The organism is Corallococcus llansteffanensis (genome assembly GCF_003612055.1).
GTDB classification, from domain to species: Bacteria; Myxococcota; Myxococcia; order Myxococcales; family Myxococcaceae; genus Corallococcus; species Corallococcus llansteffanensis.
The window spans coordinates 1-4,227 of record NZ_RAWB01000737.1; the positions used below are offsets into that span (position 1 = coordinate 1).

The window sequence follows — 4,227 nt, forward strand, 5'->3', positions numbered from 1 at the left end:
GTGGAGGCGAGGACGATGACGGCGACGACCTGCTCACCGAAGTCGGGGTCGGGCAGGCCGAGCACGGCGGCCTCGGCGACGGCGGGGTGTCCCGCGAGGACCTCTTCGACCTCGCGGGGGTAGATGTTGAAGCCGCCGCTGATGATGAGCTCGCGTGCGCGGCCGGTGATGCGCAGGAAGCCGTCGGGGTCGTACTCGCCCAGGTCGCCGGTGCGGAACCAGCCCTCGGCGTCGAAGGCCTCGGCGGTGGCGTCGGGGCGGCGCCAGTAGCCGGTGAAGACGTGGGGCCCGCGCACCTCGATTTCGCCCGTCTCGCCGGAGGGCAGGGGCTGGCGCGTGCGCACGTCCACGACGCGGGCCTCCTGGCCGGGGAAGGGCATGCCGACGGTGCCGGGGCGGCGCTCGCCGTCGTAGGGCTGGGTGGTGTTCATGAGCGTCTCGGTCATCCCGTACCGCTCCAGGATGCGGGCGCCGAAGCGCGACTCGATGTCCAGGCACAGCTGGGGGCTGAGCGGCGCGGAGCCGGAGACCCACAGCCGCAGGGCGCGGGGCTTCACGCCGGTGCGGCGCGACTCCTCCAGCAGCCGGCCGTACATGGTGGGCACGCCGAAGAAGAGGGTGAGGGACCGGTCGTCGTGGAGGGCCGCGAGTGCCTCGCCCGCGGCGAAGCGGCGGCGCAGGTCCACGCTGGCGCCGGTGAAGAGGGTGCCATGCAGGCCGACCATGAGGCCGTGGGTGTGGAAGAGCGGGAGGGTGAGGAGGAGGCGGTCCGCGTCCGTCCACCGCCACGCCTCGGTGACGGCGCGCACGTTGGCAAGCAGCTGGCGGTGCTGGAGCATGGCGCCCTTGGAGCGGCCGGTGGTGCCGGACGTGTAGCCGAGCACCGCGAGGTCCTCCGCGCCGGGCAGGGGCAGGGCGGTGGTGGACGCGGCGCCTTCCGCGAGCACGGTGTCGAAGGGCACGGATGGAAGGGGAAGCCCCGGGGGCGGAGGCTCCACGGTGATGAGCCATTGCAGGGCGGGGAGCTCGGCGCGCAGGGGCGTAAGCTCCGAGGCGCCCGCGGTGCCGGTGACACAGACCTTCACCTCGGCGTCGGCGAGGATGTGGGCCAGTTCGACCTGACGGTAGGCGGTGTTGACGAGCACGGCGACGCAGCCCGCGGCCTGGACGCCGAGCCAGGTGACGACGAACGCGTCACTGTTCTCCAGGAAGAGGGCCACGCGGTCCCCGGGGACCAGGCCCCGGGCCTTGAGGCCGCGAGCGAACGCGGTGACGGCTTGCGCGAGCTGTCCCCGCGTGAAGGTGGTGTGCTCGAAGGAGAGCAGCGGGCGCGCGGGCGCGTGACGGGCATGGTCGAGGAAGACTTCGAGCAGGGAGGCCGGCATGGTGCGCGCGAGCCTAGCTGGGACCGGCCACGATGGGCGCATGTCCGTGCGTCAGCAGGCGATGCGACTGCCGCTGTTGCTCGATGAAGTGTCCCACGCGCACTTCCCCAATCCTCCCGCGACGTCGGCGCAGATCGAGGCGTTCGAGCAGCGCATGGGCTGGAAGCTGGACGCGGACCTGCGGGCCTTCTACCTGCACTGTGACGGGGCGAGCCTCTTCGACCTCGTCAACTCTCCCTTCATCTTTCCCGCGCTCGCGAAGTGGGTCCGAGCGCGCAAGTTCATCTTCGGAGAAGACCTGGACGAAGGTGGACCTGACACCTGGTTCGTCGTGTGCGAGGTCCTCGATGGGAACTGCATCATCCTGGACGTGAGCCAGCAGGAGAATGGTCGCTCCCCGATTCGTGACGGCTACCGCGAAGGGTTTCCCGACCCGAAATGGTGTCCACGCATCGCAGGCTCCTTCTCCGAGTTCCTCGCCGGAGCGCTCCAGTCCAAGGGCCGCTGGTTCTGGTTGGGCGCGGATGAGCAGACTTGATGACGCGCCCCGTGTGCCGGCTCTCCCGCGCTTGATGTGATTCGCGGGCAAGGAGGCAAGCGGTGTCGGCAGGAGGTTGTCGCAGCGAGTCCTCCTGGAAATGAAAGCGTCATACGTCGACAACAATGGCAGTGTATTACAGCGTCATGAATCGATTCGCTGCCACGACTTTGTTGGTTTCGCTGTTCGCGTGGGTGGGTGAGGCGCGCTCGGCCGAGCCGAGCTACAGCGTACGGATCACGCGCGCCGGCCTCGACGGCTTCTTCGACCGCGTGGCCGAGGAGTCCGTGGCGTACGCCACGAAGTCCCCGTCGTCGGACATCGACCTGACCGTGTCCGGTGTCGACTTGAAGCTCAAAGCCTTGCGCATCAGTGAGCTCGAACGGCCGCAGCTGACGTACACGCTGCAAGGACCGGACAAGTTCGCCGTCCATGTCAACGTGCCCAGGCTTGTCATCCAGGGACCCGTTCATGCGTCGCGACCGAAGGTCGTTTCCCCGCAACAGGATGACGGCAACATCGCGTTCAACTTCTCCAACGCCACGGTCGACCTGTCCTTCACCCTCGGTGAGTCCGAAAACGGCATCCCGAAAGTCAGTCAATCCGACTGCGCGGCGAAGCTCGGTCCGGTCAAGGTGAACACGCAGGACTTCCGCGAGAAATTCGCGGTCGAGGCCCTCTCCTCAAGCGTCAAGGAGGTCCGGCCAATCTTCACTCCGCAGCTGTGCAGCTTGATGAAAAAGGTGCTGTCGGAAAACATGAACCAGGCCCTGGGCGGAATCCCAAACGGGGTCCGCTTCAGCAAGGACCTGCAGGTGAAGGGGCAGCTCAAGCCGGTCATCACGCAAGACTCCCTGCAAGTCAGCTTCTTCGAAAAACCCGCCACCAAGCTGAGCAGTCCGTTGTCCCCAGCCAGGTGTGACATGGGCGTGGGCGGCAGCCCGCAGGCCCGGCTGACCGTGAGCGATGCCCTCTTCAACAACGCCTTGTCCGAGGCTCACAAGAACGGCGCCTTGAACTCCACCTTCTTGTCCAGTTCGCCCGGCCCGTCCAAAATCCTGGCGTTGAACTGCAACCCCCAGGAGGAGGAGAGTTGCTTGGGCAACGTGGCTCCTGCCGTGGCCGAAAAGTACGGCGAGGACGCGTCGGTCGAACTGCAGATGAAAACGACCGTGGCGCCCACCCTCGAATTCAAGGACGGCCAGGCCGCCGTGAAGGCCAACTGGCAGGCCACGATGTTCGTCACCCGCCAGCTCGACAAACAACGCACGCTGGAGGCCAACATCGTTGTCACCATCAGCGGTTCGTTGCAAACGAAAGTCCAAGGCGCGACGGCCTACGCCAGGGTGACCCTCAATGATGTCCAGATCAAGATTGAAGAGCCCGCGCACAAAAAATGGGAAGAAAAAATCAAGAACACCTTCAAGATCCTCTTGGAGACGTACATCAACGACGACCTCTTGAAGGGCGGACTGCCGCTTCCGTCAGGCCTGAAGGTCGATGGCGCGAGCATCAAGTTCGTCAAGCACTGCGCGCAGGCGTCCGGCAGCTTGAGCTACCCGGCGGCCGTGAACAGCGACGCGAAAGGCCCGTAGCGCGCGACGGCTCGGCGGGAGGGGCCCGTATCCCTGACAGGCCCCGGCCCGAAGCGCCCCCTAGAACACCGACATGCCCAGGGTGATGCTGGTGAGGAACCCGCCGTGCTGGGACAGGTTGAGCGCGGTCTCGGTGAGGAAGTCCTGCTCGCCGCCATCGCGCACGCGCCAGTTGTCCTCGCGCAGCCGGAAGCCCCAGCCCACGCGCACGCCCAGGTACATGGGACCCATCGAGCGGCGCAGGCCGATGGCCGCCGTCGCCACCGGCGTGACCAGCATGTCCGTGTAGCGGATCGTCTCCCCGCCGTTGATCTCCGTCGTCGCCTCACCGCCGAGGTTGAAGCTCGTGCCCAGCTCCACGAAGGGGCTCGTGGGCACCTCACCCAGCGGATACAGCCGGACCAGGGGGCCCACGCGCGTACCCCACGCGCCGAAGCCGCCGCTCACGTTGAGGCCCAGCCACGGCGCCGCCCGGTACTCCAGTTCACCTCCGAAAATACCCGACGGGCTGTTGAAGCCCAACGCCACGCCCAGGTCCAGGTTCGTCACGCCACCGCGCGAAGGACGGCGCTGCACCGAATCGGAGCCCTCGCGCCCCAGCGAGTCCTGCGCCAGACCGTCCGCCGTCGGCGCGTCCACCGCCGCGAACTCGGAGCCCGCCGCGCTCCGGGACTCCAGCGCCCCGGACTCCTCCCGTGCCGCAGGCGCC

Annotated in this window: 4 protein-coding genes; 2 read left to right on the forward strand and 2 right to left on the reverse strand. The window is 67.3% G+C overall.

Going from position 1 to position 4,227, the window contains the following annotated elements; genetic code table 11:
• On the reverse strand, window positions 1-1,385 hold a 1,385-nt coding region (locus D7V93_RS39225), incomplete at its 3' end, for an AMP-binding protein (RefSeq protein ID WP_120648166.1).
• Window positions 1,386-1,425: 40 nt separating this feature from the next.
• Between D7V93_RS39225 and D7V93_RS39230 the strand changes: the two genes are divergently transcribed.
• Window positions 1,426-1,923 (forward strand): SMI1/KNR4 family protein, encoded by a 498-nt coding sequence (locus D7V93_RS39230; protein ID WP_341870994.1) that lies wholly within the window; start codon window positions 1,426-1,428, stop codon window positions 1,921-1,923.
• A 146-nt stretch (window positions 1,924-2,069) separates the two neighbouring features.
• Window positions 2,070-3,518, forward strand: a complete 1,449-nt coding sequence (locus D7V93_RS39235; RefSeq protein ID WP_158623962.1) for an LBP/BPI/CETP family protein — start codon at window positions 2,070-2,072, stop codon at window positions 3,516-3,518.
• A gap of 60 nt (window positions 3,519-3,578) precedes the next feature.
• Here D7V93_RS39235 and D7V93_RS45480 read toward each other — a convergent pair.
• Window positions 3,579-4,227: hypothetical protein (locus D7V93_RS45480; RefSeq protein ID WP_158623963.1), on the reverse strand; the 649-nt coding region annotated here is incomplete at its 5' end.

What these genes read in the sequence shown, in the direction of transcription:
- D7V93_RS39230 (WP_341870994.1), top strand. Translation starts at nt 1,426, where the DNA reads ATGTCCGTGCGTCAGCAGGCGATGCGACTGCCGCTGTTGCTCGATGAA.
- D7V93_RS39235 (WP_158623962.1), top strand. Translation starts at nt 2,070, where the DNA reads ATGAATCGATTCGCTGCCACGACTTTGTTGGTTTCGCTGTTCGCGTGG.